This is a genomic window from Agromyces rhizosphaerae (genome assembly GCF_027925245.1).
In the GTDB taxonomy this organism is placed as follows: domain Bacteria; phylum Actinomycetota; class Actinomycetes; order Actinomycetales; family Microbacteriaceae; genus Agromyces; species Agromyces rhizosphaerae.
This window is the reverse complement of record NZ_BSDP01000001.1, coordinates 530,784-557,238: the sequence shown is the minus strand read 5'-3', so window position 1 is coordinate 557,238 and position 26,455 is coordinate 530,784. Positions and strand designations below refer to the sequence as shown.

At 74.3% G+C, this 26,455-nt stretch carries 22 protein-coding genes; 12 read left to right on the top strand and 10 right to left on the bottom strand.

Features of this window, described 5'->3' with window-relative positions; genetic code table 11:
* The first annotated feature begins 459 nt into the window (after positions 1-459).
* The 4 genes from QMG39_RS02600 (at position 460) to QMG39_RS02585 (ending at position 4,613) form a co-directional block, all read left to right on the top strand.
* Positions 460-2,058: an ATP-binding protein gene (locus QMG39_RS02600; RefSeq protein ID WP_281882271.1), complete on the top strand. Its 1,599-nt coding sequence runs from the start codon at positions 460-462 to the stop codon at positions 2,056-2,058.
* Positions 2,055-2,912, top strand: a complete 858-nt coding sequence (locus tag QMG39_RS02595) for a hypothetical protein (protein ID WP_281882269.1) — start codon at positions 2,055-2,057, stop codon at positions 2,910-2,912. Before QMG39_RS02600 ends, QMG39_RS02595 begins: the two co-directional genes overlap by 4 nt.
* Positions 2,909-3,934 (top strand): PHP domain-containing protein, encoded by a 1,026-nt coding sequence (locus QMG39_RS02590; protein ID WP_281882268.1) that lies wholly within the window; start codon positions 2,909-2,911, stop codon positions 3,932-3,934. Before QMG39_RS02595 ends, QMG39_RS02590 begins: the two co-directional genes overlap by 4 nt.
* Positions 3,935-3,995: 61 nt before the next feature.
* Positions 3,996-4,613, top strand: a complete 618-nt coding sequence (locus QMG39_RS02585; RefSeq protein ID WP_281882267.1) for a hypothetical protein — start codon at positions 3,996-3,998, stop codon at positions 4,611-4,613.
* A gap of 78 nt (positions 4,614-4,691) precedes the next feature.
* On the opposite strand, the gene QMG39_RS02580 is transcribed toward QMG39_RS02585, so the two are convergent.
* From QMG39_RS02580 to QMG39_RS02570, 3 genes are read right to left on the bottom strand one after another with little or no spacing between them, the layout of a single operon-like run.
* A complete protein-coding gene (locus QMG39_RS02580) occupies positions 4,692-5,570 on the bottom strand; it encodes a sugar phosphate isomerase/epimerase family protein (RefSeq protein WP_281882266.1) in 879 nt (292 codons plus the stop codon).
* Entirely contained in the window at positions 5,567-6,778 is a 1,212-nt protein-coding gene (locus QMG39_RS02575) for a dihydrodipicolinate synthase family protein (protein WP_281882265.1), read from the bottom strand. The genes QMG39_RS02580 and QMG39_RS02575 overlap by 4 nt, the downstream gene beginning before the upstream one ends.
* A gap of 2 nt (positions 6,779-6,780) precedes the next feature.
* Positions 6,781-7,965, bottom strand: a complete 1,185-nt coding sequence (locus QMG39_RS02570; protein WP_281887125.1) for a Gfo/Idh/MocA family protein — start codon at positions 7,963-7,965, stop codon at positions 6,781-6,783.
* 249 nt (positions 7,966-8,214) lie between these two features.
* Between QMG39_RS02570 and QMG39_RS02565 the strand changes: the two genes are divergently transcribed.
* Positions 8,215-9,609 carry an MFS transporter gene (locus tag QMG39_RS02565; RefSeq protein WP_281882264.1) on the top strand — a complete coding sequence of 465 codons (1,395 nt, stop codon included), beginning with the start codon at positions 8,215-8,217 and terminating at the stop codon, positions 9,607-9,609.
* Between the two features lie 92 nt (positions 9,610-9,701).
* Entirely contained in the window at positions 9,702-11,975 is a 2,274-nt protein-coding gene (locus QMG39_RS02560) for a family 78 glycoside hydrolase catalytic domain (protein WP_281882263.1), read from the top strand.
* A gap of 24 nt (positions 11,976-11,999) precedes the next feature.
* Here QMG39_RS02560 and QMG39_RS02555 read toward each other — a convergent pair whose 3' ends face one another.
* Positions 12,000-13,046 carry a LacI family DNA-binding transcriptional regulator gene (locus tag QMG39_RS02555; protein ID WP_281882262.1) on the bottom strand — a complete coding sequence of 349 codons (1,047 nt, stop codon included), beginning with the start codon at positions 13,044-13,046 and terminating at the stop codon, positions 12,000-12,002.
* A gap of 215 nt (positions 13,047-13,261) precedes the next feature.
* Between QMG39_RS02555 and QMG39_RS02550 the strand changes: the two genes are divergently transcribed.
* Positions 13,262-14,605, top strand: a complete 1,344-nt coding sequence (locus tag QMG39_RS02550) for a Gfo/Idh/MocA family protein (RefSeq protein ID WP_281882261.1) — start codon at positions 13,262-13,264, stop codon at positions 14,603-14,605.
* 70 nt (positions 14,606-14,675) lie between these two features.
* Here the strand turns inward: QMG39_RS02550 and QMG39_RS02545 are convergent, their stop codons facing one another.
* From QMG39_RS02545 to QMG39_RS02520, 6 genes are all read right to left on the bottom strand, one after another.
* Positions 14,676-15,179, bottom strand: coding sequence for a DUF6264 family protein (locus QMG39_RS02545; protein WP_281882259.1), 504 nt, complete (start codon positions 15,177-15,179; stop codon positions 14,676-14,678).
* A 151-nt stretch (positions 15,180-15,330) separates the two neighbouring features.
* Positions 15,331-16,491: an MFS transporter gene (locus QMG39_RS02540; protein ID WP_281882257.1), complete on the bottom strand. Its 1,161-nt coding sequence runs from the start codon at positions 16,489-16,491 to the stop codon at positions 15,331-15,333.
* Positions 16,492-16,549: 58 nt separating this feature from the next.
* Entirely contained in the window at positions 16,550-17,995 is a 1,446-nt protein-coding gene (locus QMG39_RS02535; protein ID WP_281882256.1) for an aldehyde dehydrogenase (NADP(+)), read from the bottom strand.
* A 67-nt stretch (positions 17,996-18,062) separates the two neighbouring features.
* On the bottom strand, positions 18,063-19,127 hold the full coding sequence (locus QMG39_RS02530) for a mandelate racemase/muconate lactonizing enzyme family protein (RefSeq protein WP_281882255.1): 1,065 nt from the start codon (positions 19,125-19,127) through the stop codon (positions 18,063-18,065).
* A complete protein-coding gene (locus QMG39_RS02525; protein WP_281882254.1) occupies positions 19,124-20,050 on the bottom strand; it encodes a 5-dehydro-4-deoxyglucarate dehydratase in 927 nt (308 codons plus the stop codon). Before QMG39_RS02525 ends, QMG39_RS02530 begins: the two co-directional genes overlap by 4 nt.
* Positions 20,047-20,985, bottom strand: a complete 939-nt coding sequence (locus tag QMG39_RS02520) for an NAD-dependent epimerase/dehydratase family protein (RefSeq protein ID WP_281882253.1) — start codon at positions 20,983-20,985, stop codon at positions 20,047-20,049. Before QMG39_RS02520 ends, QMG39_RS02525 begins: the two co-directional genes overlap by 4 nt.
* 106 nt (positions 20,986-21,091) lie before the next feature.
* On the opposite strand from QMG39_RS02520, the gene QMG39_RS02515 reads away from it, so the two are divergent.
* The 5 genes from QMG39_RS02515 (at position 21,092) to QMG39_RS02495 (ending at position 26,387) form a co-directional block, all read left to right on the top strand.
* Positions 21,092-22,126, top strand: a complete 1,035-nt coding sequence (locus QMG39_RS02515; RefSeq protein ID WP_281882252.1) for a LacI family DNA-binding transcriptional regulator — start codon at positions 21,092-21,094, stop codon at positions 22,124-22,126.
* Positions 22,123-23,271 carry a M24 family metallopeptidase gene (locus tag QMG39_RS02510; RefSeq protein WP_309298770.1) on the top strand — a complete coding sequence of 383 codons (1,149 nt, stop codon included), beginning with the start codon at positions 22,123-22,125 and terminating at the stop codon, positions 23,269-23,271. Before QMG39_RS02515 ends, QMG39_RS02510 begins: the two co-directional genes overlap by 4 nt.
* A gap of 289 nt (positions 23,272-23,560) precedes the next feature.
* Positions 23,561-24,490, top strand: a complete 930-nt coding sequence (locus tag QMG39_RS02505) for a DUF6807 domain-containing protein (protein WP_281882251.1) — start codon at positions 23,561-23,563, stop codon at positions 24,488-24,490.
* The gene (locus tag QMG39_RS02500; RefSeq protein WP_281882250.1) at positions 24,487-25,296 is read left to right on the top strand and encodes a cupin domain-containing protein; all 810 of its coding nucleotides are present in this window, start codon (positions 24,487-24,489) and stop codon (positions 25,294-25,296) included. The genes QMG39_RS02505 and QMG39_RS02500 overlap by 4 nt, the downstream gene beginning before the upstream one ends.
* Positions 25,293-26,387, top strand: coding sequence for a Gfo/Idh/MocA family protein (locus tag QMG39_RS02495; protein ID WP_281882249.1), 1,095 nt, complete (start codon positions 25,293-25,295; stop codon positions 26,385-26,387). The genes QMG39_RS02500 and QMG39_RS02495 overlap by 4 nt, the downstream gene beginning before the upstream one ends.
* Positions 26,388-26,455 lie beyond the last annotated feature (68 nt).

The window sequence follows — 26,455 nt, the reverse complement described above, 5'->3', positions numbered from 1 at the left end:
GCGACGACGTGCGCCTGGTGACGCTCACCGGGCCGGGCGGCATCGGCAAGACCCGCCTGTCGATCGACGCGGCGCGCGAGCCCGGGCCCGTGGCGGCCGACGGCGTCGTCTTCGTCGACCTGGCGGCGGCGACGGATGCCGCGGGCGTCGAGTCCGCGCTCGCCACGGCGCTGCGCGTGCGCGACGCGGGCGACGGCACGATCGGCGAGCAGGTGCGCGTCGCACTGGGCGACCGTCGCCTGCTGCTCGTGCTGGACAACCTGGAGCAGGTGGTCGACGGCGCCGCCGAGGTGCTCGCGCGCCTGCTCGGGGCGGCGCCCGCCACCACGGTGCTCGCGACCAGCCGCATCCTCCTCCGCATCGCCGGCGAGCACGGGGTCGAGGTGGGACCGCTGGCAGTGCCGGCCGCCGATGCGAGCCCCGCGGCGGCGGCGGCGAGCCCGCGCGGTCGCGCTCTTCGTGGAGCGCGCCCGCGCCTCGAAGCCCGACTTCGAACTCACGGAGCAGAACGTCGGCGCGGTCGCGGCGATCTGCATCGCGCTCGACGGCGTGCCGCTCGCGATCGAGCTCGCCGCCGCCCGCGCCCGCCTGCTCGCGCCCGCCGACCTGCTCGACCGCCTCGACCGGAGCCTCGCGGTGCTCTCGAGCGGTGCGCGCGACCTGCCCGAGCGGCAGCGCACCATGCGCTCGACGATCGACTGGAGCACCCAGCTGCTCACCGACCCGCAGCGCGCGCTGCTCGCGCGGCTCGGCGTGTTCGCGGGGCCGTTCTCGCTCGACGCCGCCGAGTGGATCGCCGAGGACGTGCCCGGTGTCAGCCCGCTCGACGACCTCGCCGCGCTCGTCGACGGCAGCCTCGTGCAGCAGCGCGAGCGCGCCGACCACGCCGCGTTCGCGATGCTCGTCGTCGTGCGCGAGTACGCGCTGGAGCTGCTGGACGCCGAGCCGGGCGAGGCGGGCCTGCGGGCGCGCGAGCGGCACGCCGAGTGGTACCTGCGCGTGGCCGACCAGGCCGAGCTCGAGCTCGAGGGCGAGGACCAGCTCGCCTGGATGCTGCGCCTGACCGACGAGGCCGACAACATCAGCGCCGCCGTGCGGTTCCTGATCGAGCGCGGCCGCTGGAGCGACATCGCCGAGCTCACGTGGGACCTCTACGTGTACTGGTGGGTCGGCGGCCACCTCGGCGAGGTGCGCGGGTGGATGGACGAGGTGCTCGCCCGCGCGGAGGACCTCGACCCGCGTACCCGCGCGATCATCCTCTACTTCGCGTGCGCGATCGGGTTCTGGCAGCGCGACCCGGGCGACATCGCCGCGGGGCTCGACGAGAGCGCGCGGCTCTTCCACCAGGTGGACGAGGCCAGCGGCGAGGCGCTCGCGCTCGTCTCGCTCGCGCTCGCGCTGCTGAGCGCCCCTCAGCCCGATCCCGTGCGCGCGGAGGCCGCGCTCACCACCAGCCTCGAGCGCTTCCGCGAGGTGGACGACCAGTGGGGCGTCGCCATGGCGCTCGTGAGCCTCGGCCGCGTCGCCCTGCTGCAGGAGCGCGTGCAGGACGCGCTCTCGCGGTTCGACGAGAGCCTCATGGTCGCCCGCCACCAGGACGACCGGCTGGGCGAGACGATCGCGCTGCACCACCTGGGCTGGGCGGACCTGCTCGTGGGCGATCCGGCCGGGGCCGGCGAACGGTTCGCGCAGAGCCTCGCCCTGTCGGCCGAGATGCACCACGACGAGGGCGTCGCCTACGGACTCGAGGGGGTGCTCTCGGTCGTGGCGATGTCGGGCGACGTCGAGCGCGCGGGCCGGCTGCTCGGCGCGGCCGAGGTGCTGCGCGAGCGCACCGGGCTCTACAACCAGCCCTCGTTCAGCTTCCACAGCCGCATCATCGACGGCATCCGGTCGAGCCCCGCGGCCGAGCTGCTGGAGCAGGCGCGGCTCGCGGGGCGCGCGCTGCCCGTCGACCAGGCCGTCGCCGAGGCGCTCGCCGGCGGAGCGCCGGGCCTCGCGGGAGCGGCCGTGCCCGCCGCATCCGCACCGCCCCCAGCCGAGGAGGCCGCACCGTGACGACATCGAGGACCGAGCATGCCGCCGCGGACAGCGTGCTGCCCTACACGCGCCTGCTCGGACTCGTGATCGTGCCGTTCCTGGTCGTGGCGTCGGTGCTGCTCTACGTGCTGCCGGGCTCGACCGACGTGACCTTCTCGTGGACGATCGTGCCCGCCCCGAGCGCGATGTTCCTCGCCTCGGCCTACATCGGCGGCATCTGGTTCTTCATCCTCGTGCTGCGCGTGGGTCGCTGGCACCGGGTGCGCCACGGGTTCCCCGCCGTGCTCGTGTTCGCGACGCTCGCCGGGCTCGCGACCTTCCTGCACTGGGACAAGTTCCACTTCGGGCACATCTCGTTCATCACCTGGGTCGTGCTGTACGTCACGACGCCGTTCCTGGTGCTCGCGGCGATCCTGCTGCAGCGCGGGCAGGACCCGGGGAGCCCCGAGGAGCGCGACGTCGCGATCCCGCAGGGGTGGCGGATGCTGCTGGTCGTCGTCGGGCTCGCGGCGACCGTGACCGGGGCGGTGCTCTTCGTCGTGCCCGAGCTGCTGGTCGACACGTGGGCGTGGCAACTCACGCCGCTCACCGCGCGAATCGTGGGCGCCGTGCTCACGCTGCCCGGCATGGTCAACGTCTGGATGATCCGCGACGCCCGCTGGTCGGCGTACCGGTGGGTGTTCCAGGCGCAGCTCGTGAGCCTCGGGGCGATCCTGCTGGCCATCGCGCTCGCGAGCGCCGACCTGCTCTGGGACCGCCCGGCCGCGTGGATCGTCACGGGCGGCTTCGCGTTCTCGTTCGTCGCGTACCTGGCGTTCTATCTCGTCTTCGACCGGCTGGCCCGCCGCGCGGTGGCGGCCGGGGCGTCGTGAACCCGCTCGCCGCCCTCGAGGAGATCGCGTTCCTGCTCGAGCGCGACCTCGCCTCGCCGTACCGCACGAAGGCGTTCCGCGGCGCGGCGGCGGCGATCGAGGGCGTCTCGGAGGAGGAGCTCCGCACCCGGGCGGCCGAGGGGTCGCTGAAGCGCATCGCGGGCGTCGGTGACCGCACCGCTGGCGTCATCGCCGAGGCACTGGCCGGCGGGGTGCCCGAGTACCTGCGCGACCTGCGCGAGAAGCTGGGGCAGGCGGTGCCGGATGCCACGGGGCTGCACGCCCGCCTGCGCGGCGACCTGCACTCGCACAGCGAGTGGTCCGACGGCACGACGCCGATCGCCACGATGGCCCGGGCCGCCGACCTCGTCGGGCTCGAGTACCTCGTGCTCACCGACCACTCGCCGAGCCTGCGGGTCGCGAATGGGCTGTCGGCCGAGCGCCTCGCCGAGCAGCTCGACGTGCTCGAGTCGCTGAACGCGTCGCGCGACGGGGGAGCCCGGGTGCTCTCCGGCATCGAGGTCGACATCCTCGAGGACGGCTCGCTCGACCAGACCCCCGCCATGCTGGCGCGCCTCGACGTGGTCGTCGCCAGCGTGCACTCGAAGCTGCGCTCCGAGCGTGCGGTCATGACCGAGCGGATGCTGGCCGCCATCGAGCATCCGTTCACCAACGTGCTCGGGCACTGCACCGGCCAGAAGGTCGAGGGCGGCCGGGTGCGCCCGCCGTCGGAGTTCGACGCCGAGGCCGTGTTCGCCGCGTGCGCCGAGCACGACGTCGCGGTCGAGATCAACTCCCGCCCCGAGCGGCGCGACCCGCCCGACGAGCTGATCGCGCTCGCGATCGAGGCCGGTTGCCTGTTCAGCATCGACTCCGACGGGCACGCGCCGGGGCACCTCTCGTTCCTCGGTCTCGGGGCGGCGCGCGCCGAGGCGGCCGGCGTGCGCGAGGAGCGCATCGTCACGACGTGGCCGGTCGAGCGGCTGCTCGAGTGGTCGCGGGCGGGGCGCACCGCGGCCTGACGTCCGAGCAGCCGGGAACGTTGGCTGGCGCGCCCGCCGTCGCGGGCGGCAGGATGTCGGCATGCCCACCCGTGTGCTCGCCGCTGCCGTCGCGCTGCTCCTCGCCGCATCCCTCACCGCCTGCGCCTCGGCCGGATCCGGGCCCGGCGCCGACGCGGGCGGCGACGGCATCCCCGCGCCGGTGCCCGCGGGCGACGTCGTCGGCCAGGGCACGGTGCTGCAGCAGGGCGACGCCGACGCGGAGTTCTGCATCGGCGCGGTGGCCGAGTCGTATCCGCCCCAGTGCGGCGGCATGCCGATGCCGGAATGGACGTTCCCGGAGGGCACGTACGAGGAGGCGTCGGGCGTGACCTGGGGCAGCTACGCGATCATCGGCCGGTGGGACGGCGAGGCGTTCGCGGTCACCGGCGAGGTCGTGCCGCTCGCGCTCTACTCACCGCTCGCCGAGTTCGACGAGCGGCTCGAGGAGGCGAACGCCGGCGAGGGCGACGAGGCGACGCTCACGGCGATCCAGGACGAGCTCTCCGGCTTCGGCGACGACAGCGTGCTCTCGAGCTGGCAGCAGAACGGCTACCTGTTCGTGCAGGTGCGCTACGACGACGGCACCGTGCAGGAGTGGATGGACGCCCGCTACGGCCCCGCCCTCGTGGCCGTGCAGTCCGCCCTCCTCGACGCCTGACGGAGTACGAAAAGTGGGGAAACGCCGCGGGCGTTTCCGCACTTTGCGTACTCCGTGGCGGGTCGCGCGGGCGTTCGGTCAGGCGGGGACGGATGCGGCGAGGTGGGGGGCGACCGCGGCGGCGAACGACTCGGCGGTGCGGCGCGCGACCTCGTCGAACGGCGTGGCCCAGATGTCGGCGTTGAAGAGCTCCACCTCGACGTCGCGGTCGTAGCCGGTCGCTTCGACCGCGGCGGTGATCGATGCGAAGTCGATCACGCCGTCGCCGGGATAGTGGCGGCCCATCAGCACGTCCGCGGGCAGCGGCGTGGCCCAGTCGCACACCTGGTAGGTGGCGATGCGGCCCGCGGCGCCCGCGCGCGCGATCTGCGGCAGCAGCTCCGGGTCCCACCAGACGTGGAACGTGTCGACGACCGCGCCGACCACGTCGGCGTCGAAGTCCTCCGCGATGTCGAGCGCCTGGCCGAGAGTCGACACGACGCACCGGTCGGACGCGTACATCGGGTGCAGCGCCTCGATCGCGAGCGTGACGCCCGCGCCCTTCGCAGCAGGGGCGAGCTCGCCGATCGCGTCGCGCACGTGCTCGCGCGCGCCGATCACGTCACGCGACCCCTCGGGCATCCCGCCGCCGACGATCACGAGTACGGCGGTCGACCCCTCGGCGCCGGCGGCTGCGAGCGTCGCGGTCTCCTCGATCGCGCGCAGGTTGTCGTCGATCGCGGCACGCCGGGCCGGGCCCTCGGGCATCGCGAAGAACCCGCTGCGGCAGTGCGTCGACAGCCGCAGGCCCGAGTCGGCCAGGCGCGCCGCCGACTCGGCGAGGCCGAGCTCCTGCACGGGCTCGCGCCAGGTGCCGATCGACGCGTAGCCCGCGCCGAGCACAGCGTCGATCGCCTCGGGCAGCGACGCGTGCTTGATCGTGCCCTGGTTCATCGAGAGGCGGGGATGCGCGCTCACGCGAGTACCTCCGCGGTCTCCGATGCGGCCTCGGCCGGGGCATCCGTCGCATCGAACACGCCGTTCAGCGTGAGCAGCGAGTGCCAGCGTGCGGCAGCGAGCTCGGGCCGCTCGAAGGCGCCGCACGCGTTGGCGAGCCGCACGATCTCGGAGAGGTGCGGCAGGCTCCGTGCGGCGTGCAGGCCGCCGACCATCTGGAACGCGGCCTGGTGGCCGTTGAGCCACGACAGGAACGCGACGCCGGTCTTGTAGTAGAACGTCGGCGCGGCGAAGATCTGCCGCGACAGCGCCTCGGTCGGCTGGAGGATGCGTCGGTACTCGGCCGGGTCGCCCTGGTCGAGCGCGCGGATCGCGGCCGAGGCGTGCGGGGCGATCGCCGCGAACGCGCCGAGCAGCGCGTCGGAGTGCCCCTCGTCGTCGCCCGCGATGAGCCCGACGTAGTTGAAGTCGTCGCCCGTGAACATCCGCGCGGTCTCGGGCAGGCGACGGCGCACGGCGATCTCGGCATCGGCGTCGAGCAGGCTCATCTTCACGCCCGACACCTTGTCGGCGGATGCCTCGATGATCTCGACGAGCGTGTCGGAGGCGGCATTCGTGTCGGTCGACCCGAAGTAGCCCTCGAGCGACGGGTCGAACGCCGTGCCGAGCCAGTGCAGCACGACCGGCGCGCCGGCGGCGGCGAGCACCTCGCGGTACACGCGGCGGTAGTCGTCGGCCGACTGCGCGGCGCGCGCGAGGTGGCGGCTGGCCATGAGCACGGCGCCGGCGCCGGCATCCTCGGCGTGGTGCAGCTGCTCCTTGTAGGCGTCGATCACCTCGTCGAGGGAGACCTGCTCGGCCTCGAGGTGGTCGGTGTTCACGCCCACGACGAGCGCGCCGCCCGCCGAGGCCGCCTCCGCGGCGCTGCGGGTGATGAGCTCGCGTGTCGCGGCCGGGTCGAGGCCCATGTTGCGCTGCGCCGTGTCCATGGCGTCGGCCACGCCGAGGCCCCACGAGTAGACGTGGTGGCGGTACGCGAGGGTGGCGTCCCAGTCGATCTCCGCCGGCTGGCCGGGGGTGTTGTCGGCGTAGGGCTTCGGCACGACGTGCGCGGCCGCGTAGGCCACGCGCGAGCGCAGCGGCTGCCTGGGGGGAGTGAAGCCCGGGGCATCCGCCAGCTCGACCGCCGTGGTCGACCCGTCGACGGCGAGGAGGGTGAGCGCCGTCACGGTCAGGCCCCCGCGCCGCTCAGCTCGGACGCCTCGGCGCCCGACGCGCTGTCGGGGGCACCGTCGACGGTGACCTCGGGCACCTCGAGGCGACGGCCCTGGGCGCTCGAGGCGAGGCCGGTCTCGGCGAGGAGCATGCCGCGCGCGCCGGCGAGGAAGTCGTAGTCGTTCGGGGCGTCCTCGACGACGTGGCGGATGAAGTCCTCCCACTGCACCTTGAAGCCGTTCTCGAACACCTCGGTCTCGGGCGTCTCGAGCCAGGTCGACGCGTAGTCGATGGTGTCGGGGATGTCGGGGTTCCAGACCGGCTTCGGCGTGGCGTTGCGCGGCTGGATCTTGCAGCCGAACAGGCCGACGACGGCCGAGCCGAGCGTGCCGTCGACCTGGAACTCGACGAGCTCGTCGCGGTTCACGCGGGTGGTCCAGCTCGAGTTGAGCTGTGCGGTGACGCCGCCGGCGAGCTCGAAGATCGCGTACGCGGCGTCGTCGGCGGTGGCCGCGTAGGGCTCGCCCTGCTCGTCGACGCGCTGCGGGATCTCGGTGACGGCCTTCGCGTAGACCGACTCGACGCGGCCGAAGAGGTTCTCGAGCACGTAGTTCCAGTGCGGGAACATGTCGACGATGATGCCGCCGCCGTCCTCGGACCGGTAGTTCCAGCTCGGGCGCTGGGCCGGGTGCCAATCGCCCTCGAACACCCAGTAGCCGAACTCGCCTCGCACGCTCAGGATCTGGCCGAAGAAGCCCGAGTCGATGAGGCGCTTCAGCTTGCGGAGGCCGGGCAGGTAGAGCTTGTCGTGCACGACGCCGTTCTTGATGCCGGCCTCGGTGGCGAGGCGGGCGAGCTCGAGGGCGTCCTCGAAGCTCTCGGCGGTCGGCTTCTCGGTGTAGATGGCCTTGCCGGCGGCGATGGCCTTCTTGATCGCGGGGAAGCGCGCCTTGGTGACGAGGAAGTCGGCGTAGATCTGCCAGCGGTCGTCGGCGAGCGCGGCGTCGAGGTCGGTCGTGTAGTGCTCGATGCCGTGGCGGGCGGCGAGCTCGGCGAGCTTGGCCTCGCTGCGTCCGACGAGCAGCGGCTCGACCTGCACCCGGGTGCCGTCGGAGAGCTCGACGCCGCCCTGCTCGCGGATCGCGAGGATCGACCGCACCAGGTGCTGCCGGTAGCCCATGCGCCCGGAGGCGCCGTTCATGATGATGCCGATCGTCTGCTCTGCCACGGGGTGTCCTTCGTCTCTCGTGATGGCCCCGCGTTCGTGGCGGCAGTGGTGCGCCGCATCGATGCGGGAAAGCGTTTACCACAGTGTAGGGGAGGTGTCGGGGTGGCGCAACCGGGGGATCGAATCGGAAACCTAGTGATCACTCGGGATTCTGCTACACTGCCCGTGAATCGTTTCATTCCCGCCGGCGCCGCCGGACCGACCGACAACGGAGTTCACGTCATGACCTCGATTTCCGACCGGGCCGCATCCGGCCCCGCAGCAGCACGGCAGCCCAACCCCTGGTGGATCGCCGTGATCGCCGGCATGGCGTCGTTCATCGACGCCGGCGCGATCGTCGCGACGGGCACCGCGCTCGTGCTGTTCCAGGACGGCCTCGGGGTCACCGGCGCGCAGATCGGCCAGTTCTCGGCCCTGCTCACGCTCACGATCGCGATCGGCGCCTTCACGGGCGGCCGGCTCGGCGACCGCTTCGGCCGCCGCCGCGTCTTCACGGTCACGCTCATCGTGTTCGCGATCGGCGCCGCGCTCAGCGCGATGGCATGGGACCCGGCCGTGCTGTACGTGTCGCTGGCGCTGCTGGGCTTCGGCGCGGGCGCCGACCTGCCGGTCTCGATGGCGATGATCGCCGAGAGCGCGCCCGACGAGAAGCGCGGCAAGATGATCACGTTCTCGCACGTGCTCTGGATGGCCGGCATCCTCGCCATCATCGTCATGGGCATCTTCATCGGCGGCATGGGCACCACCGGCGGCCGCATCCTCTACGGCTTCCTGGCCGTGGTCGCGGTGATCGTGCTGGTGCTCCGGGCCACGCTGCCCGAGTCGGCGAAGTGGCAGGCGGCGCATGACCGCCGCACGTCGGCCATCGAGGTGGCCGCCGCACAGGGCACGACCGTGGAGGCCGACCCCGGTGCGATCCGCAGCCTGTTCAGGGCTCCGGTGCTCGTGCCGCTCATCGCGGTCGGGCTGTTCTACGCGCTCGTGAACGTCGCCGCCAACACCAACGGCCAGTTCAGCACCTACCTCTACGTGAACGTCGCCGGCTCGGACGTCTCGACCGCCTCGGCGCTGAGCCTCATCGCGTTCGGCGTCTCGCTCGTGGGCATGCTCACGCTCATGCGCCTGGTCGACACCCGCTGGCGCATGCGCGCGTTCGCGGTCGGCGCGGTCTTCGTGCTCGCCGCCATGGCCGTGCCCGCGATCTTCGGCGTCACCCTGTTCACGCTCGTGCTGAACGGCGTGCTCTTCGCGATCGGCGGCGCCATCGCGGGCGAGCCGATGTTCAAGGTCTGGGCCCAGGAGCTGTTCTCGACGCTCTCCCGCTCGGGCGCCCAGGGCGTCATGATCGCGTTCACCCGCGTCGTCGCCGCCGGCATCGCGCTGGTCACCCCCGCGATCATCGCGGCCGGTCCGCAGGTGCTCTACTGGTTCCTCTTCGCCACGAGCGCCGTCGCGCTGGCCATGGGCGCCTTCTGGATCGCCCGGATGCCGCGTGCCGACCTCGCGGAGGAGCGGGCCGAGGCGGCGGAGCCGGCCGCCGACGCGGCATCCGTGGCCGACGCCGCCCCCGAGGCGCCCGCAGCCGGGTCCGACACGGCCGACGTCGCCGCACGCTGACGAGTACGCTCCGACACGTGCCCGGGCCCGCTCGACGGCGGCCCGGGCACGTGACCGACGACTTCCCCGATGGCGGGGATGGAGGAACACCGATGACCCATCCGTGGAACGCCCTGATGATCGCGCCCGACGACGAGTTCGGCGGCGCGCCCCTGCTGCGACGCGAGGTCGCGCTCGACACCGGCCACGGCGAGGTCGTGCAGGCGACGCTGCGCTACAGCGCGCTCGGCGTGGTCGAGGCCTGGCTGAACGGCCGGCCGGTGTCGGAGGACCTGCTGACCCCCGGCTGGTCGAGCTACGAGTGGCGCGTGCGGTTCGCCGAGACCGACGTGACCGCGCTCGTCGCCGACGGGGCCAACGTGCTCGGCCTCGCGCTGGGCAACGGCTGGTACCGCGGCCGCCTCGGCTGGGCCGGGAACCGCGACGTCTACGGTGCCGAGCTCGGCGCGTTCGCCGAGCTGCGGGTGCGGTTCGCCGACGGGCACGAGCAGGTCATCGGCACGGATGCCTCGTGGTCGGCCGGCCCCGGCGCGACCCTCGCGAACGACCTCTACGACGGGCAGGCTATCGACGCGCGCCTGCGCGACGACGCCTGGCTGGCTGCCGGGTTCGACGGGGCCGGCTGGGTCGGCGTGCACGAGCTCGACGTCGATCTCGCGAAGCTGGAGCCGTACATCGGCCCGCCGGTGCGGCGGGTGCAGGAGGTCGCGCCGGTCTCGGTGACGAGCTCGCCGTCGGGCGCCGTGCTGGTCGACTTCGGGCAGAACCTCGTGGGCTTCGTGCGGGTCGCCGTGCGCGGCGAGGCCGGCGCCGAGGTGGTGCTGCGCCACGCCGAGGTGCTCGAGCACGACGAGCTGGGCACGCGCCCCCTGCGCTCCGCGCTCGCGACCGATCGCTACCTGCTGAGCGGCGGCGACGACGTGTTCGAGCCGACGCTCACCTTCCACGGGTTCCGCTACGTCGAGGTGACGGGCTGGCCGGGCGGGGCCGACGCGATCGGCGACGGTGCGCTCGCCGCGGTCGTCGTCAGCAGCGACCTGCGCCGCATCGGGCGGATGGAGACGTCGGACCCGCTGCTCGACCGCCTGCACGAGAACGCGGTCTGGGGCATGCGCGGCAACTTCCTCGACGTGCCGACCGACTGCCCGCAGCGCGACGAGCGCCTCGGGTGGACCGGCGACATCGCCGCGTTCGCGCCGAGCGCGGCCTTCCTGTTCGACGTGCAGGACTTCCTGCGCGACTGGCTCGTCGACCTCGACCTCGAGCAGCGCCACCACGACGGCATCGTGCCGCTGGTCGTGCCCGACGTGATCAAGTACTTCGACGTGCCGCCCGAGTTCCCGAAGCCTGAGGCGATGGCCGTCTGGAGCGACGCCGCCGCGTGGGTGCCGTGGGCGGTGTACGAGGCGTACGGCGACGAGCGCGTGCTGCGCGAGGCGTTCCCCGCGATGGCGGCGCACCTGCGCCGGGTGCGCGGGCTGCTCGACCCGTCGGGCGTCTGGGGGCAGGGCATGCAGCTCGGCGACTGGCTCGATCCGGATGCCCCGCCGGAGGCGCCGCACGAGGCGAAGGCCGACGGGCACGTCGTGGCCACACTGGCGGCGTACAAGTCGGCGACGATCGCGGTCGACGCGGCGCGGGTGCTGGGCGACGCCGACGCCGAGGCGGAGTTCGCGGCCCTGGCCGAGACGCTGCGCGCGGGCTTCCACGCGGAGTACGTGCGCGAGGGGGTCATCCACTCGGATGCATCCGCCGTCTACGCCCTCGCGATCGTCACGGGCATGGTCGACGGGGCCGACCTCGAGTTCGCCGGGCGGCGCCTCGCGGAGCTGGTCGACGAGAGCGGCTACCGCATCTCGACCGGGTTCGCCGGCACGCCCTTCGTGACCGACGCGCTCACCGCGACCGGCCACCTCGACGCCGCGTACCGCCTGCTGCTGCAGACCGAGTGCCCGTCGTGGCTGTACCCGGTGACCATGGGCGCGACCACGATCTGGGAGCGCTGGGACTCGATGCTGCCCGACGGCACCATCAACCCGGGCGAGATGACCTCGTTCAACCACTACGCGCTGGGCGCGGTGGTCGACTGGATGCACCGCGTCGTCGGCGGCCTCGCGCCGCTCGCGCCGGGCTACGCGCGCATCCTGGTCGCGCCGCGGCCGGGCGGCGGGCTCACCTGGGCCCAGACGTCGCTCGAGACGCCCCGCGGGCTCGCGCGCGTGCGCTGGGACGTGGCCGACGGCGCGCTGCGCGTGGTCGCGACCGTGCCCGAGGGCGCCGAGGCCGTGCTGCGCCTCCCCGGCGCGCCGGACGAGACCGTGGGTGCGGGCGTGCACGAGCGATCGGTGGCCCTCGCGGGCGAGTGAGCGGATGCCTCGGGGCGACGGGTCTCAGACGGCGTCGGCGAGGCGCGGGGTGCTCTCGCGCACGACGACCTCGGTCGGCACGGGCGAACCGGAGTCGGCGTCGGACTCGGCGAGCGCGAGGCGGAGTGCACGCACGCCGACCTCCTCGAGCGGCAGGCGCACGGTCGTGAGCGTCGGGGTGACGTCGCGGACCGTCGGGATGTCGTCGAACCCGGCGACCGCGACGTCGAGGCCGGGCTCGAGGCCGGCGTCGCGCAGGGCCGACATGGCCCCCATCGCCATGACGTCGTTCAGCGCGAACACGAGCTGGGTGTCGCCGATCCCGCGCGCGATGAGCTCGCGCATGCCCTCGTAGCCGCCGTCGCGCGTGAACCGGGTGCGCGCCGTGCGGTCCGCCGGCAGGTCGAACCCGGCGGCGACGAGGCCCTCGGTGAAGCCGGCGATGCGGTCCTCGCCCGTGCGCAGGCCCTCGGGGCCCATGAGCGCGCCGAACCGGCGGTAGCCGAGGCCGACCATCTCGGTGGCGAGGGCGCGGGCGCCCGCGCGGTTCTCGAGCTCGACCGTGCGGAATGCCTGGTCGGTCGAGCTGATGAACACCACGCGCCCGCCGGTCTGCTCGTACGCCGTGAGCTCGGCCTGCAGCGCGTCGGCGGCCGGGTCGTCGGCTCGGCGCGACGAGGCGAGGATCATGACCCGCGGGCGCTGGCCGCGCATCGCGCGCACGAGCTCGAGCTCGCGGGCGGAGTCGCGGTCGGTCTCGGCCATGGTCACGATCAGCCGCTCGCTGTCGGCCTGGCCGACGACGCCCGCGGCGATCGAGGAGAAGTACGGGTCGGCGATGTCGGCGACGAGCAGCGCGACGGTCGTGGTCGTGCCGCGGGCGACGGCCTGGGCCGAGAGGTTCGGGGTGTAGCCGAGCCGGGCCGCGGCCTCGAGCACCTTCTGCCGGTAGGCCTCGTTCACCTTGCGCGTGCTGCCGTTGAGCGAGCGTGAGGCGGTGGCGAGCGAGACCCCGGCCTCGCGGGCCACGTCGTGCAGCGTGGCGGGCGTGCTGCGGCTGGTCTGGCTCACGTCGGCTCCCGTCTCGCGCCCGCGGGGCGACCCGCGGTGCCTCGACCCTACCGTCGAGCGGCGGCCGGGCGGTGGAGGCGCGGCCGGAAGTGAGATAACGTTTTCCCAAGCGGTGCTGCGGCTCGCGGCATCCGCTCGGCCACGCACCGGTAAACGATTTCTCGAATCGGGCGCTGCCGCCCGAGGCACGACCCCACACGAACGCGAAGGACGAGATGGCAACCCCCGAACGCTACGGACTCATCGGCACCGGATCCCGCGCCGGCATGTACGTCAACGCGCTGAGCGGCACGCACTTCGGCGTCGAGCCGCTCGACGACGTCGCGGAGCTCGTCGCGTGGTGCGACGTGAACCCGGGCCGGCTCGACGTGTACGAGCGCGACGTCGTGGCATCCGGCCACCCGGCCCCTGCGCGCTACGCCGCCGAGGACATCGAGGCGATGGTCCGCGACGAGCGACTCGACCGCGTGGTCGTCACCACGCCCGATTTCACGCACGCCGAGTTCGTCAGCCGCGTGCTGCGCGCGGGCGCCGACGTGATCGTCGAGAAGCCGCTCACGATCGACGCCGAGGGCGTGCGGGCGATCGGCGAGGCGATCGCCGAGACCGGCCGCGAGGTCATCACCACGTTCAACTACCGCTACAGCCCGCGCAACTCGTCGCTGCGCCGCCTCATCGCCGAGGGCGCGATCGGCGAGGCCACGAGCGTGCACTTCGAGTGGGCGCTCGACACCGTGCACGGCGCCGACTACTTCCGCCGCTGGCACCGGTACAAGCAGAACTCCGGCGGCCTGCTCATCCACAAGGCCTCGCACCACTTCGACCTCGTCAACTGGTGGATCGGCGCCGCCCCCGTGCGCGTGTTCGCGAGCGGCGGCCTGCGGTTCTACGGCGCGGAGAACGCCCGCGCCCGCGGCGTCGGCGAGCGCCCCGAGCGCGGCACCGGCACGACCGGCGACCCGTTCGCCCTCGACCTCTCGCTCGACGCGCGCATGAAGGAGCTCTATCTCGACAACGAGGGCCACGACGGCTACCTGCGCGACCGCGACGTGTTCGACGAGGGCATCACGATCGAGGACAACCTCTCGGTGCTGGTCGACTACGACTCGGGCGCGACCATGAGCTACTCGCTGAACGCGCACAGCCCGTGGGAGGGCTACCGCGTGACCGTCAACGGCACCGAGGGGCGCGCCGAGCTGGAGGTCGTCGAGCGCGGCGCCGTGCTCGTCGGCGAGGACGGCCGGGTCGTGGTCGACCCGAGCATGCACCCCGGCTACTCGCCCGAGGACGAGGTGCGGCCCGACTCCGAGCGCCTCGTGCTGCAGCGGCACTGGGAGGGCGCGCAGGTCGTGCCGATCCCCGAGGGCATCGGCGGCCACGGCGGCGGCGACGCGTACCTGGTCGAGCACCTCTTCCACCGGGTGCAGACGGATGCCCCGCTGGGGCGCATCGCGGGCTACGACGACGGCGTGCGCGCGGTCAGCGTCGGCATCGCGGGCAACCGCTCGCTCGAGACCGGCCTGCCGGTGCGCATCGCCGACCTCGACCTGGGCGTGTAGCACCGCCCCTGCGGGCGGCACTGCGGCGAGCGGCGAGGGGCGAGCGGATGCCCCGGGGCGGCCGCGCGCGTCAGAACGACGAGCCGGCGGCGAACGAGATCGCGCCGCCCACGAACACGACGACCGCGACCAGCGCGATGCCCACGAGCGGCACCCAGAAGGCGCGCCGGCGGAGCGCGAGCAGGATCACGGTCGCGGCGAGGCCGAGCACGCCGACGACGATCGGGCCCCAGATCGCGATGCCCAGGCCGACGTCGAAGAGGTCGCACGAGCCGTTGACGCAGCTCGGGGCGTTCAGGGCGAAGAGCGAGCCGACGAGCGCGCCGGTGATCGCGACGCCGACAAGCAGCAGCAGGAGCACGATCGACAGCAGGAGATCCCAGACGCGCACCGGGCGGACGCGCTTCGTGCGTCCGTCGGGCGCGGCGGCGGCTGCGGCGTCGGCCGGTGCGTTCGACTCCGGCGTGCTCCGCTCGGCCGGGGTGGAGGACCCCGAGTCCCCGTCGGCCGCTGGGCGCGTGCGCGCGTCGTCGCCGGTCTCGTCGTCCCGCCGGGTCGGGGTGCCGTCGCTCACTCGCTGCTCCGTTCCGGCGCCGCACCGGCGCCACGGATCCTCATCCTGCCGCTCCGCGGCGGGCCCGGTCAACGCCCTTGCGTATCGCCGGCGGCGGTGATCGGGTTCCCCCGACGGGCCGGTGCGGCCCGAGGCATCCGCTCGCCCCGGCTCACCCCTCGACGGCCTCGGCGCCCCTCGGGTAGGCGAGCAGCAGCGCGCCCGACGCGATCCAGCACGCGCCCACCCCGGCGATGAGCCAGCCGGCGCCGACCGAGACCGCAGCGGCGCCCGCGAGTCCGGCACCCACGGCCGCGGCCGCGGCACGCAGGCCGCCGCCGACCGTGAACACCTGGGCGCGCACCGCGCGCGGGCTCTGCAGCGTGCGCAGGCGCAGCATCGCGGCGGTCGAGCCCGCCGTGAACACGCCCGCGAGGCCGATCATGACGATGGTCCACCACGCGCCGAGGTCGGCGATCGCGACGACGATCAGCACGCCGGTCGCGGCGAAGCCGGTGCCCATCGAGAACTCGGGGGAGCGGGTGCCGGGTCGCCACGAGATCCACAGCGAGCCGACGAGCGCGCCGACCGCGAACGCCGACACGATCACGGCGCCGCCGTCGGGGTCGTCCGCGCGCTCGAGCGAGAGGGCGACCGCGGCGATCGCGAGTGCGCCGCCGCCCACCTGGCTGAGGGTGCCCGACGCGGTGACGACCGCGAGCGGGCGGTGTCCGGCGATCCACGCGAGGCCGTCGCGCATGGCGCGCCAGGGCGACCCGGTCGAGGCGTTGCGGGCACGGAGCCGGGTGGTGAGCGCGAACGCGGCGCCGAGCGCGGCCGAGCCCGCGACCACGAGCATCGCGATGCGCGCCGAGCCGAGCGCGGCGGTCGCGGCGACGGTGCCGGGCCCGATGACCGCGCCGATGTTGTACGAGAGCGCGTCGAGCGCGAACGCCCGCCGCTCGTGCGGGATCTCATCGGTCACGAAGCTCGACAGCCCGCCCATCGTGAACGGCGAGACAGTGCCGGCGGCGACGAGGGCCGCCGCGACGAGCCAGATCGGCAGGTCGCCGAGGAACGCCGCTGCCGCGTACGCGACCGCGGCCACCAGGCCTGCGGCGGCGATGAGCCGGCGCGGATGCGCCGCACGGTCGAGCGCGACGCCGGCCAGGGGCGCGGCGAGGATGCTCGGGGCGAGCGACGCGGCCACGAGCGCGCCGCCCACGGCCACGTCGCCGAGCTGCTCGACCGCGAGGATCGGCACGCCCACGCCGACGCCGCCGATCGCCAGCCGGAGCGGCGTCGCGGTCGCGAGGTAGCTGCCCGCGCTCATTCGGTGCTCACGAGGCGTGGAGCCTACTCCGCCGGCGGGGCCGCCGCACGTCGCCCGCTCACGGGAGCGTCAGCACCCCGTCGACGCGGCGGGGGATGTCGAGTGGGTTCTCGTCGCGGAGGGCCGCCGGCAGCGCGGCCGCGGGCGCGGACTGGTAGGCGACCGGGCGTAGGAAGCGGCGCACCGCCGTGGCGCCGACCGAGGTGTGGATCGAGGTCGTCGACGGCCACGGGCCGCCGTGCTGCTGCGCCCAGTTGACGGCGACGCCGGTGGGCCAGCCGGCGAACAGCACGCGCCCGGCGATGCCGGCGAGCACGTCGACCACGGCCGACACGTCCTCCTCGGGCTCGGCGTGCACCGTCGCGGTGAGGCTCCCGCCGACGGCGCGGATCGCGGTCAGCGCCTCGTCGACCGATCCGTAGCGCACGACGAGCGTCGTCGGGCCGAAGCACTCGGCGAGCAGCCCCTCGGGGTCGGCGAGCACGGCCGCCGCCGTGGTCTCGAGCACGACCGCGCTGCCGGTGCCGACGCCCTGCTCGGGCGTGCCCGAGACGACCGTGACCTCGTCGCGGCCCGCCAGCGCGCCGAGGCCGCCGGCGAACGCGCCCGCGATCGAGTCGGTGAGCATGGGCACGGGGGCGGCCTCGCCCACGGCCGCGGCGACGCGGCCCGCGAAGTCCGACCCCTCGGGCACGAACACCACGCCGGGCTTCGTGCAGAACTGGCCGGCGCCGAGCGTGAACGAGCCGGCGAGTCCCGCCGCGAGCTCGTCGGCGCGCGCGTCGAGCGCCGCCTGCGTGACGAGCACGGGGTTGATCGCGCTGAGCTCGCCGTAGAACGGGATCGGGTCGGGCCGGCCGACCGCGAGGTCGAACAGGGCCCGGCCGCCGTGCAGCGAGCCGGTGAAGCCGACGGCCTGGATCGCCGGATCCTGCACGAGCGCGACGCCGGCGGCGCGGCCCTCGACGAGCGCGAAGACGCCCTCGGGCGCACCCGCCTCGTGCAGCGCCGAGGCGACCAGCTCCGCGGTGCGCCGCGAGAGCCTCGGGTGCGCCGAGTGCCCCTTCACGATCACCGGGCAGCCCACCGCGAGCGCCGAGGCGGTGTCGCCGCCCGCCACCGAGAACGCGAACGGGAAGTTCGACGCGCTGAACACCGCGACGGGGCCGAGCGGGCGCAGCAGGCGGCGCAGGTCGGGCGTCGGCGGCGTGGCGCCGGGGTTCGCGTGGTCGATGATCGCCTCGAGGTACGAGCCCTCCTCCACGACCGCGGCGAACATGCGCAGCTGGCCCGTGGTGCGGGCGACCTCGCCGGTGAGGCGCGGCACGCCCAGGTGCGACTCCGCGTCGGCGATCGCGATGAGCTCCTCGACGTGCGCGTCGAGCACGTCGGCGGCCGCGCGCAGCCACGCGGCCCGGTCGGCCGCGGGGGCGTCGGCGGTGCGGGCGAAGGCCGCCTGGGCGGCATCCGTCACCTGTCGCAGTTGCTCGGGCGTGGTGTCCATGTCGGTCCTCCGGTGGTGCGGTCGAGGCGGTGGGTGCGAGGGGCGGGCGGATGCCGCGGGGTGCGCGTCAGGCGAAGCGCAGCCCGAGCCCGGGTGCGGGGTCGAAGGAGAGCCGCGCGCCGTCGACGCTGACGGGCGCGGGGTCTGCGAGCACGCCGAGGGCGGTGAAGGTGGCGTCCTCCACGTCCTCGACGAGCGTCGGCCGGGGGAGCGTGAGCGCGAGCTGGCCGGAGAGCTCGAACAGCAGGTGCGGCGCGACCGGCACGCCGTAGTCGTCCGCGAGGGCGGCGATCTCGCGGAACGGCGTGATGCCGCCGACGCGCACGATGTTCGGCTGGGCGACGTCGACGACGCCGGCGTCGAGGAACTCGGCGAACCGGTAGCGGGTGTGCACGTTCTCGCCGAGCGCGATGGGCACGTCGGTGCGGCGGCGCAGCTCGGCGTGACCGGGCAGGTCGTCGGCGCGCAGCGGCTCCTCGATCCAGGCCGGGGCGAACGGGGCGAACGCCTCGAGGGCGGCCGTCGCGGCGTCGAGGCTCCAGCGCTGGTTGGCGTCGATCATGAGGCGGCGGTCGGGTCCGAGCACCTCGCGCAGCGCGGCCAGCCGCTCGACGTCGCGCGCGGGGTCGGGGCTGCCGACCTTCACCTTCACGGCGTCGTAGCCGCTCGCGACCCAGCGCTCGGCCTGGGCCACGAGCTCGTCGAGCGGGTAGTGCAGGTTCACTCCGCTGCCGTACACCTCGGCGGTCTCCTGCGTGCGGCCGACGAGTTCGACGACGCTCGCGTCGGCGCGTCGGCCCGCGAGGTCCCACAGCGCGAGGTCGAGGCCCGCCATCGCGATGGTCGTCACGCCGCCCCCGCCGGCCTCGTGCAGGTGGCGCCAGAGTGCGGGCCAAAACTCCGTGGCATCCGCCGCCCGCCCCACCGCGAACGACGCGATGTCGTGGTCGAGCATCGCCTGTACGGATGCCGCGCCGATCGTGGGCGTCCACGAGAAGCCGTACCCGGTGGCGCCGTCGGAGTCGGTGACGACCGTCTCGATGACGCTCAGCTCCGTGACGTCGGGCCCCCACGGGCGCGACAGCGGCACGCGGATCAGCCGCGTGGCGAGCGAGCGGATCGTGGCCGTCATGCCGCGGACAGCTCCGCCACGAGTTCGCGGCCGCGGTCGAGGATGCCGGCGAGGCGTGCCTCCTGCTCGGGGGTCGGGTCGACGAGCGGCGGGCGCACCGAGCCGACCGCCATGCCCTGCAACCGCAGCCCGGCCTTGATGAGCGAGACGCCGAAGCCGGGGGTCTCGTCGCGCAGGTTCACGAGCGGCACGTAGAACTCGCGTAGCAGGTGCAGTCGGGTGGCCTCGTCGCCCGCGGTGTAGGCGCGATAGTGCGCCGCGGCGAGCTCGGGGATCATCGCGAACGCCGCCGACGAGTAGAGCGGCACGCCGATGCCGCGGAACGCGCCCTGGCTGAGCTCGGCGGTGAGCAGGCCGTTGAAGAAGTGCAGCTCGCGGCCGGATTCGCCCGCGGCGAGCACGATCTCCTGGGTGAGGCCGATGTCGCCCGTGCCGTCCTTGAAGCCCGCGATCTTCGGGTTCGCCGCGAGGCGCCGCATCGCGCCGGGCGTGAAGCGGGCCGTCGCGCGGTGGTAGACGATCACCGGCAGCGGGCTCGCCGCGGCGACCTGCTCGACCCACGCGACGAGGCCGTCGGTCGTGCCGCCGACCAGGTACGGCGGCAGCAGGAGGATGCCGTCGGCACCCGCATCCGCCGCATTGCGCGTCTGCTCGATCGCCTGCCCGAGCGCGCCGCCCGCGCCCGCGATCACCGGGACGCGACCGCCGACGACCTCGACCGCAGTGCGCACGACCTGGTCGACCTCGCCCGTCGAGAGGGCGTGGAACTCGCCCGTGCCGCACGCCGGGAACACGCCGCCGGGGCCGTGCTCGAGGCGCGAGCCGACGTGCTCGCCGAGCACGTCGAGGTCGGGCGCGCCGCCTGCGCCGAACGGGGTGACGGGGAAGAAGAGGACGCCGTCGAAGGCGAGGGGCGAGGTCACGGTGCTCCTGTGGTCGTGGGGGTGGCGGATGCCTCGGGGGTGCCGGGCACGTCGGCGACGAGCTCGTCGCGCCAGCGGCGCTCGGGCCTCCAGCCGAGCAGCGACTCGGCCTTCGCGACCGAGAACACCGGCGCGTCGCCGGTGAGCGCGTCGCCCGCCTCGCCGAGCGCGGGCAGGTACTCGCGCCAGAGCTCGGCGATCGGGCGGGTGGCCATGGCGTCGGCCGCGCCGACGAAGAACGTCTCGCCCTGGGGGAGTTCGGGGGCCGCATGCAGCCAGGTGTCGACGAAGGCGGCCGCGTCGCGCGCGTCGACGTAGTTGAAGAGGCTGACCGCGGCCAGTGCCGGGTCGGCGAGGCGCTCGGCGACCGTGTGGCCCTGCTGCGTGAGGGCGCCCTGCCACTCCTCCGGGGAGATGACGTAGCAGGGGCGGAACGCGCCGAACACGGGGCCGTCGGCGCCGGCGGCGCGGCCGAACATCGCGACCTCCTGCTCGATGACGACCTTCGAGAGCGCGTACGCGTTCCACGGGGAGACCGGGTGAGCCTCGTCGAGCGGGGCGTACCGCGCGCGCCACGACGGGATGCCGTAGCCGAGGATCGTCGGGCTCGACGCTGCCAGCACGCGGGTGGCGCCGTGGGCCGCCGCGGCGGCGAGCACGCCGTAGCCGAGCGTGGTGTTCGTGACGATGATGTCGCGCTCGGGCGCGCTGAACGGCACGGCGATGCCGGCGAGATGCACGAGCGCGTCGGGGCGCAGCTCGGCGAAGAGCGCGTCGACAGCCGCCTGGTCGGCGAGGTCGACGAGGTGCTCGGATGCCGCGGGCTCGGGCGTCGGCACGCGGTCGACGGCCGCGACCTCGTGGCCGGCCCCGGTGAGCCCGCGCACGACGCTGCGGCCGAGGCGCCCGGCGGATCCCGTCACGACGACGCGCATCGAACCTCCACGGTTGAGAAAAGGTTTTCTCGTTGGAGTCTAGGAGATTCAAGGGTTCCGGACAACTCGCGGGCTATGATCGGGGAAACGATTTCTGGGAGGTGCGATGGTCGAGCGGCAGCGGCCGGTCACGATCGTCGACGTGGCCCGCCAGGCGGGCGTCTCGCAGGCCTCGGTGTCGCGCGTGCTGAACGGCAAGCCCAACGTCGACCCGTCGATCGCGAGCGCCGTGCACGCGGCCGTCGCCGAACTGGGCTACGAGCCGAGCCTCGCGGCGCGCAGCCTGGTGCAGGGGCGCAACCACACCGTCGCCATGGTCGTGCCCGACCTCGAGAACCCGCTCTTCCAGGGCATCCTGAAGGGCCTCACGCTCGCCGCCGATGCAGACGGCTACCGGGTGCTCGTCGCCGACACCGACGAGCGCGCCGGGTCGGAGGAGGCGGTCGCGCTCGAGGCCCGCCGACGCTGCGACGCGATCGTGCTCTGCGCCCCGCGCATGCCCGAGCCCCGCCTGCGCCAGCTCGTCGCGCGCATCGCGCCCGTCGTCGTCGTCAACCGCCCGCTCGACGCGGCCGGCGTGCCGTGGGTCGGCGTCGACTACGCGCGCGGCATCCACGACCTCGTCGACCACCTCGTCGCGCTCGGGCACCGCCGCATCGCGTACCTCGCGGGTCCCGCATCGAGCGTCTCGAACGGCGAGCGCGAGCGCGGTCTCGCCGCCGCGCGCGAGACGCACCCCGACCTGTCGGTCGAGATCCTCCCCGGCGGCTCGCGCCTCGATGACGGTGCTGCGGCGGCGGATGCCGTGCTCGAGGCCCGCGACCGCGGGGCGACCGCCGTGCTGGGCTTCAACGACCTGGTCGCGCTCGGCCTGCTGCACCGGCTCGCCGAGCTCGGCGTCGACGTGCCCGGCGACCTCTCCGTCGCGGGCTTCGACGACTCCCCGTTCGCCCGCTATTCGACGCCCCCGCTCACGAGCATGTCGGTGCCGCGCGGCGAGCTCGGCGCGCAGGTCTGGCAGCGACTCTCGACGCTCGTCGCCGGCGGGCGCTCGGAGCACACGCTGCTCTACCGGCCGCGACTCGAGGTGCGGGCGAGCACCGGGCCGGTGCCCGCGAGCGCCGGAGCGGATCGCGCATGAGCCCTGCGACGGACCCGATGGACCCGGCGGTCGCCCCCGCCGGACCGCCCGATGTGGCCGGCGCACCCGCGGGAGCCGGCGACGCGCCGGTCGCGGCCGACCGTGCCGTGAAGCGGCAACGAGTGCTCGAGCTGCTCGACGTGCGCGGGGCCGACCGGCTGCTGCTCACCTCGGCCACCGCGCTCTCGTGGTACCTCGACGGCGCGCGCGTGCACGTCTCGCTCGCGGGCGACCCGATCGCCGCGGTCGTCGTCGGCCGCGAGGGCGACGAGTGGCTCGTCTTCGCGAACGAGGCCGAGCGGATGCTGGCGGAGGAACTGCCGCACGACCCCGCGGCGACCCTGACGCGGGTGCCGTGGCACGAGCCGCTCGCCGGATCCGCGGCGACCCCCGCGACCGGCCTCCTCACGGAAGCCGACGTCGCCGCCGAGCTGCGCGCCGCCCGCGCCTCGCTCCTGCCCGCCGAGCTCGCCCGCTACCGCGCGCTCTGCCGCGAGGTCGCCGAGGTGCTGACGGATGCCGCGACAGGCGCTCACCCCGAGCAGTCCGAGCGGGACGTCGCCGCGACGCTCGCCGCCGGCCTCGCCGCGCGAGGCATCGACCCCCTGGTCGCCCTCGTCGCGGGGCGGTCGCGGCTGGGCCACCGGCATCCGCTGCCCACCGCCGCCCCGATCGGCGACCGCAGCATGCTCGTCGTCTGCGGCCGCCGCCACGGTCTCATCGCGAACGCGACCCGTTGGCTGCGCTTCGGCGCCACCGATCCGGCCGAGGCCGACGCCGAGCGGCGCATCCTCGAGGTCGAGGCGGCGTTCCTCGACGCGACCGTGCCCGGTGCCGCGCTCGGCGACGCGTTCGCCGCAGGCATCGCCGCGTACGGGGCCAACGGGTTCGACGCCGACGAGTGGCGCAACCACCACCAGGGCGGCGCCGCGGGCTACGCGGGCCGCGACCCCCGTGCCATGCCCGGCATCGCCGACGTGGTGCAGCCCGGCCAGCCGTTCGCCTGGAATCCCACCGCGCCCGGCGCGAAGGTCGAGGACACCGTGCTCGCAGGCCCCGACGGCATCGAGCCGCTCACGGTCGACCCGCGCTGGCCGACGACGCGCGTCGCGGGCCGCATCCGCCCCGCCACGCTCCAGCTGTAGTGCACCCACTCGCGCCGGCCCGCCCGACCGAGTACGCAGAGTGCGGAAACTCCCCGGGAGTTCCCGCACTCTGCGTACTCCGTGGCAGGCCCGCCGCGCGACGGAGTACGCGAAGTGCGGGTATCCGCGGCGCGTTCCCGCAGTTTGCGTACGCGGTCGCGGTCGCGGTCGGGGTCGCGGTCGAGGGCGGGCGCGTAGATTGCAGGGGCGTGGACGTGTACGCTGGATAGCGCTTTCCCAACGAGCGGCGCGAACCAGGCGCAGGATCGACGACGAACCGAGGAGCCCGATGCCCGACCTCCGCATCGACCAGTCCGACGACCGCCTCACGATCACCGACGCCGACGGCGACCTCACGCTCGCCGAGTACGTCTTCCGGCCCGCGCACCCGACCTACGAGTCGCCGCGCCCGTACTTCAGCCCGATCCGCACGCGCGCCGGCCGCACCGTCTCGCTCTACCGCCCGCACGACCACGTCTGGCACAAGGGCATCGCCTGGTCGCTCCCGGTCGTCGGCGACGAGAACTTCTGGGGCGGCCCCACGTTCGTGCGGGGCGAGGGCTACGTGCAGCTGCCCAACAACGGCACGCAGCGCCATGACGGCTTCGAGCGAGCGGATGCCTCCGGCGGCAGCCCGCGCGTGATCGAGCGCCTGACGTGGGTGACCGAGGCGGGGGAGGCGATCTTCGACGAGGAGCGCACGCTCGCGGCATCCGTGATCGCCGACGACGCCTGGCTGCTCGGCTTCGCGACCCGCATGACGAACCGCACCGACCGGTCGATCCCGATCGGCTCGCCCACGACCCGCGGGCGCGAGAACGCCGGCTACGGCGGGCTGTTCTGGCGCGGCCCGCGCTCGTTCACCGGCGGGCGGCTGCTCGCGCCGGGCGTCACCGGCGGCGACGAGCTGCGGGGTACGCGCGCGCCGTGGATGGGCTTCACCGGCACGCACGACGAGGTCGACGCGGCCTCGACGGTCGTCTTCATCGACGACCCGGGCAACGTGCAGCATCCGACGCAGTGGTTCGCGCGCAGCGAGGAGTTCGCGTGCATCTGCCCGGCGCCGTTCTTCAGCGAGGAGCACGAGATCGCGCCCGGCGAGGCGATGACGCTGCGGTACGGGGTCGTCGTCGCCGACGGGGCATCCGACCCCGACCGCGCCGGAGCGCTCGCGTGGGCCGCCGGCGAACGCCTCGGCGACCTGCTGGGGGAACGATGACGACGGATGCCCCAGGCCCCCGCCCCGACTTCCCGGGCGGCACCTCGGTCAGCGCACTCGACGTGTACGACGGCGTCGCGCCCGACGGGCTCGCCGGTGGCACGCCGCACCTGCACACGGTCTCGAGCGAGGCGTACGTCGTCGTCGCGGGCACCGGCGCGGTGCAGACGATCGACGCGAGCGGGTTCCGCGAGACGCCGCTGGCGCCGGGCGACGTGGTCTGGTTCTCGCCGGGCGTGATCCACCGCGCGATCAACCGCGGCGGGCTCTCGGTGCGGGTCGTCATGCAGAACGCCGGGCTGCCTGAAGCGGGCGATGCGGTCATGACCTTCCCCGACGAGGTGCTCGCCGATGCCGAGCGCTATGCCGACGCCGCGGCTCTTCCCGGGGCGAATGCCCCCGAGGCCGACCGGCTCGCCGCCGCGATGCGCCGCCGGGACCTCGCCGTCGCCGGGTTCGCGGCGCTTCGGTCTCCCGCAGGCGACCTCGACGCCGAGGCGCTGCGCCGCCTGTACGCCCGAGCCGGGGCGCTGGTCGCGCCGCGTGCAGCCTCGTGGCGCGCGCTCTGGGAGGCATCCGTCGCCCGCATCGCCGCCGCGACCGACGCGCAGCTCGCCGCGCTCGCCGCGGGGGAGTCCGCGCACCTCGCCGAGGGCCGCGTCGCGTCGGCGCGCGCCGAACCCGCGTTCGGCATGTGCGGCCGGCTGCGCCGCTTCGAGCCCGCCGCGCTCGTCCGCCTCGACCCGCTCGCCGGCGCCGACGCACCCGAGACCCGTCGAGTCGACCCCGAAGGGAACCCCGAATGACCGCCACCCCGCTCCGCTCCGCGATCGTCGGCACGGGCAACATCTCGAACGCGCACGCCGAGTCGATCCGGGCGATCGGCGCCCGGCTGGTGGGCGTCACCGACCACGTGCGCGACGCCGCCGAGGCGTTCGCCGAGCGTCACGGGGCCGACGCGGTCTACGACGACCTCGCGACGATGCTCGCCGAGGCGCGCCCCGACGTGCTGCACGTCTGCACGCCTCCGGGCGTGCACGCCGGACAGGCGATCGCCGCGCTCGACGCGGGCGTGCACGTGGTCTGCGAGAAGCCCGCGGCGCTCTCGCTCACCGAGCTCGACGACATGGTCGCGGCGTCCGAGCGCAACGACCGCCGGCTCGTCGTCGTGTTCCAGCAGCGCACGGGCACCGCGGCGGCCCACGTGAAGTCGCTGCTCGCCTCGGGCGCGCTCGGGCGGCCGCTCGTGGCGACCTGCCAGACGCTCTGGTACCGCGACCCGGCGTACTTCGCGGTGCCGTGGCGCGGCAAGTGGGAGACCGAGGGCGGCGGGCCGACCCTCGGCCACGGCATCCACCAGATCGACCTGCTCGCGTGGCTGCTCGGCGACTGGACCAGCGTGCGCGGCGACCTCTGGCGCCTCGCGCGCGAGACGAACACCGAGGACGTCTCGACCGCGACCGTGGGCTTCGCGAACGGTGCCGTGGCGCAGGTCATCACGAGCGCGGTGTCGCCGCGCGAGGTGAGCTCGATCCGCATCGACACGGAGCGCGCCACGATCACGGTCGACCACCTGTACGGCCACGGGCACGAGCATTGGCGCATCACGCCGGCTCCCGGCATCGACGAGGCCGAGGCCGCGGGGTGGGCGCTGCCCGACGCCGAGGAGCCGAGCGGGCACCTGCCGCTGCTGCGCGAGGCCTACGCGGCGTTCGCGTCGGGCGCCGAGCTGCCCTCGACGGCGTCCGCGCCCGCGCGCTCGTTCGAGATCGTCACCGCCATCTACTCCTCCGCTGCGCACGACGGGGCCGTGGTGACCCCGGTCTCGCTGCGCGAGGACACCGATCGCCTCGCCAGCCTCGAGAGCCCGGTGACCGAGCGCCGGCCCGGCTCGTAGGAGCCGGCGGGCCCCGCTCGTCCACCGCGTGAGATCCGCCTGCCGTCCGGGGTGCAGAATTACGAGCA

Excerpts from the sequence above, each read along its gene's own strand:
- QMG39_RS02585 (WP_281882267.1), top strand. The coding sequence starts at position 3,996 with ATGCCCACCCGTGTGCTCGCCGCTGCCGTCGCGCTGCTCCTCGCCGCA.
- QMG39_RS02570 (WP_281887125.1), bottom strand. The coding sequence starts at position 7,965 with ATGAACGGCGCCTCCGGGCGCATGGGCTACCGGCAGCACCTGGTGCGG.
- QMG39_RS02565 (WP_281882264.1), top strand. The coding sequence starts at position 8,215 with ATGACCTCGATTTCCGACCGGGCCGCATCCGGCCCCGCAGCAGCACGG.
- QMG39_RS02560 (WP_281882263.1), top strand. The coding sequence starts at position 9,702 with ATGACCCATCCGTGGAACGCCCTGATGATCGCGCCCGACGACGAGTTC.
- QMG39_RS02550 (WP_281882261.1), top strand. The coding sequence starts at position 13,262 with ATGGCAACCCCCGAACGCTACGGACTCATCGGCACCGGATCCCGCGCC.
- QMG39_RS02540 (WP_281882257.1), bottom strand. The coding sequence starts at position 16,491 with ATGAGCGCGGGCAGCTACCTCGCGACCGCGACGCCGCTCCGGCTGGCG.
- QMG39_RS02535 (WP_281882256.1), bottom strand. The coding sequence starts at position 17,995 with ATGGACACCACGCCCGAGCAACTGCGACAGGTGACGGATGCCGCCCAG.
- QMG39_RS02530 (WP_281882255.1), bottom strand. The coding sequence starts at position 19,127 with ATGACGGCCACGATCCGCTCGCTCGCCACGCGGCTGATCCGCGTGCCG.
- QMG39_RS02520 (WP_281882253.1), bottom strand. The coding sequence starts at position 20,985 with ATGCGCGTCGTCGTGACGGGATCCGCCGGGCGCCTCGGCCGCAGCGTC.
- QMG39_RS02515 (WP_281882252.1), top strand. The coding sequence starts at position 21,092 with ATGGTCGAGCGGCAGCGGCCGGTCACGATCGTCGACGTGGCCCGCCAG.
- QMG39_RS02510 (WP_309298770.1), top strand. The coding sequence starts at position 22,123 with ATGAGCCCTGCGACGGACCCGATGGACCCGGCGGTCGCCCCCGCCGGA.
- QMG39_RS02505 (WP_281882251.1), top strand. The coding sequence starts at position 23,561 with ATGCCCGACCTCCGCATCGACCAGTCCGACGACCGCCTCACGATCACC.
- QMG39_RS02500 (WP_281882250.1), top strand. The coding sequence starts at position 24,487 with ATGACGACGGATGCCCCAGGCCCCCGCCCCGACTTCCCGGGCGGCACC.
- QMG39_RS02495 (WP_281882249.1), top strand. The coding sequence starts at position 25,293 with ATGACCGCCACCCCGCTCCGCTCCGCGATCGTCGGCACGGGCAACATC.